This is a genomic window from Erwinia typographi (genome assembly GCF_000773975.1).
GTDB lineage: Bacteria > Pseudomonadota > Gammaproteobacteria > Enterobacterales > Enterobacteriaceae > Erwinia > Erwinia typographi.
This window is the reverse complement of the sequence record NZ_JRUQ01000123.1, coordinates 1-2,316: the sequence shown is the minus strand read 5'-3', so window position 1 is coordinate 2,316 and position 2,316 is coordinate 1. Positions and strand designations below refer to the sequence as shown.

The 2,316-nt window shown below is 46.5% G+C and carries 3 protein-coding genes; 2 read left to right on the top strand and 1 reads right to left on the bottom strand.

Annotation, left to right across the window (positions count from 1 at the left end; all coding sequences use genetic code 11):
- Positions 1-247 (bottom strand): hypothetical protein (locus NG99_RS27185; protein ID WP_034899986.1); only part of this gene is annotated, 247 nt, incomplete at its 3' end.
- Positions 248-644: 397 nt separating this feature from the next.
- Between NG99_RS27185 and NG99_RS27180 the strand changes: the two genes are divergently transcribed.
- Both NG99_RS27180 and NG99_RS27175 read left to right on the top strand, forming a co-directional pair.
- Entirely contained in the window at positions 645-1,217 is a 573-nt protein-coding gene (locus NG99_RS27180; protein WP_034899987.1) for a recombinase family protein, read from the top strand.
- Between the two features lie 871 nt (positions 1,218-2,088).
- A complete protein-coding gene (locus NG99_RS27175) occupies positions 2,089-2,292 on the top strand; it encodes a hypothetical protein (RefSeq protein ID WP_034899985.1) in 204 nt (67 codons plus the stop codon).
- The last annotated feature ends 24 nt before the right edge of the window (positions 2,293-2,316 follow it).

The window sequence follows — 2,316 nt, the reverse complement described above, 5'->3', positions numbered from 1 at the left end:
GTTTAACTTGACCAGTACAATCATCATTTAATCGCCAGGCGACCACCTGACCATCAGTCATGCATTTCAGACCGGGGCTGTCGGGTTTAAATACCGCATTACTCGCAAAGCTGTCATAAAGATGGATACCACCATGCCAGTGTTCCGCCTTCTTCATCAACCAGTGAGTATCACCCTCACTGCCCTGTATGGCTTCCATGAATTCCGTTGCCGAACGGTAGCCATCAACTGGCAGTACCATTTTCATCCTGTTCTCCCTGAACTTATGATGGTTATTTGTTCATCATACACCGCTTGAGACATAACCCAAACTTTCATAATTGGATAAGTTTGTTACTGAATAAAGCAGCAGTAAATAGGATTATCCCAGGCTCTGCTGGCGAACCGTCAGGCGGGATGATTAGCCTCCTAACTATTTCACTAGCCCGCACAAAATATCCTCGTGCTGCCACTGAGTCATACAGACCTATGAGCCTGAATGTTTTGCTCTCATTAGAGTTGGGTAAAACGATAGTTTATTGTGATAGGGTTTGCTGGCTATTTATTATTCAGATTTGATCTCTTTTTGCTATCATTTAATTGTTTACCAATCTATATGATAGATCTATCATTTAGGTCACTTATAGATGATAGGGGGTGAGAGAATGACTACTTACGGATACGTACGTGTAAGCACTCAGGATCAGAACGTTGCACGTCAGATGGCGGCGCTTGAGGGTTTAGTTGAACCAGACAACATCCTGATTGAGAAGGTCTCAGGCAAAGACACCAACCGCCCAGAGTTGCAACGGCTTCTGAATGAAAAGCTGGGGCTTCGTGGCGGGGATACGCTTGTCATTAAAAGCATTGACCGCCTCGCCCGTAATACAAAAGACCTGCTGGAGATTGTTGATATCCTGATTAAACGGGGTGCTACGGTACGTTTCTTGGACAATAATATGACCTTCGACGACACTCCAGAGAGGCGCTTAATCCTCATCATGATGGGGGCTGTTGCAGAATTCGAGCGTGGTGTCATTCGTCAGCGTCAGTCTGAGGGGATCGTGATAGCAAAAGAGGCTGGCAAGTTCAAAGGACGCCAGGCCAAACAATCATTACACGACAAGGTGCAAGCGCTGATTGCCAGCGGTGATCACACAAATGAAAAGATCGCAGAGTTGGCTGGTTGCGGTGTCGCTACCGTTTACCGTATCAAAAAGGCGATGACCTCAGCCTGATATACAACATTCCCCCTTCATTTGACCTCGCTTCGGCGGAGTTTTTTATTGCCTGAACTCTACACAAGCGCAAACAGTCCAACAATCCTTCCCTGGCTTTACAAGAACCGCTACACAGAGCGTTCTCTCCCGCAATGTAACTGACCAGACCGCCAGCACAGCGCCCCTCTAAGAGGTTCCCACAGGCCCAGGAATGGACGCTTTTTTATTGTTTTTGCGAAGAAAATGTATTTTTCCAGTTTGAGATGAGGAGAGATGTAAACTGGTTTAACACTCATCTGGTTGACAGATTTAACAGACAGAACGCGGGCAAGGCTTTGTCGCATACTTCATGCCATAGTTATCACCACACATTCACCACATCGCACAGGTGAGCCAGTGGCGACAACCAGCAGAATCGGTTATTTAAGGTACGTTAAACTCTATTTAAGTGGCATTTAATGTGCATGTTTAATAAGCGCGGTGTGGTGGCTCAGGTGGTCGGCGCAATGGTTGTCCGTGGTCACCAGACGGGAAACTGTTGCAAGGTGTCTTCTGGTAGAAAGGAGCGAGGCTTTGACAAAGTTTGTACATGGCTTTTAGCAAAGTTTGTACATGAATCATTATAGAGAAGAAAACTAAGAGACAGATTGAACATGCGTTCAATTGTTGGTGTTGTCAGTTGTAGAGTGGATCCGGACGATTTCCGTATCTGGTCTCTACAGGACAAGTTTAAGAACGTGGAGATTTTCTCCGAAAGCTCAATTCTGCCTGTTGTGTACCGTCCGGATATGGTCACTCTTTTGACGAACGATGCAGCGTAATAACCAGTAAGCAGTGATTGGGGGCGCGTTGCCCCCGCTGCTGGCGAGGCAAAGAAGAGGAGATTACTATGAAAATTCAATTCCAGACTAACAACGGCTTCCCGTTGCTGACTGTCGCAGACGAGCGCGTTTTAGAGTTTTTGAACATCAGCGCCGTGTGTCGGTTCCTGAAGGTTCCGCGATCCTCGTTCATGATGGACGTTGATCAAAACGGGATTGAGAAGGCTATCAGTGATGCGCAGTTGAAGTTGAGAAAGAAGAATGCAATCTGAGGCTGAGACCCTGTACACGATTCT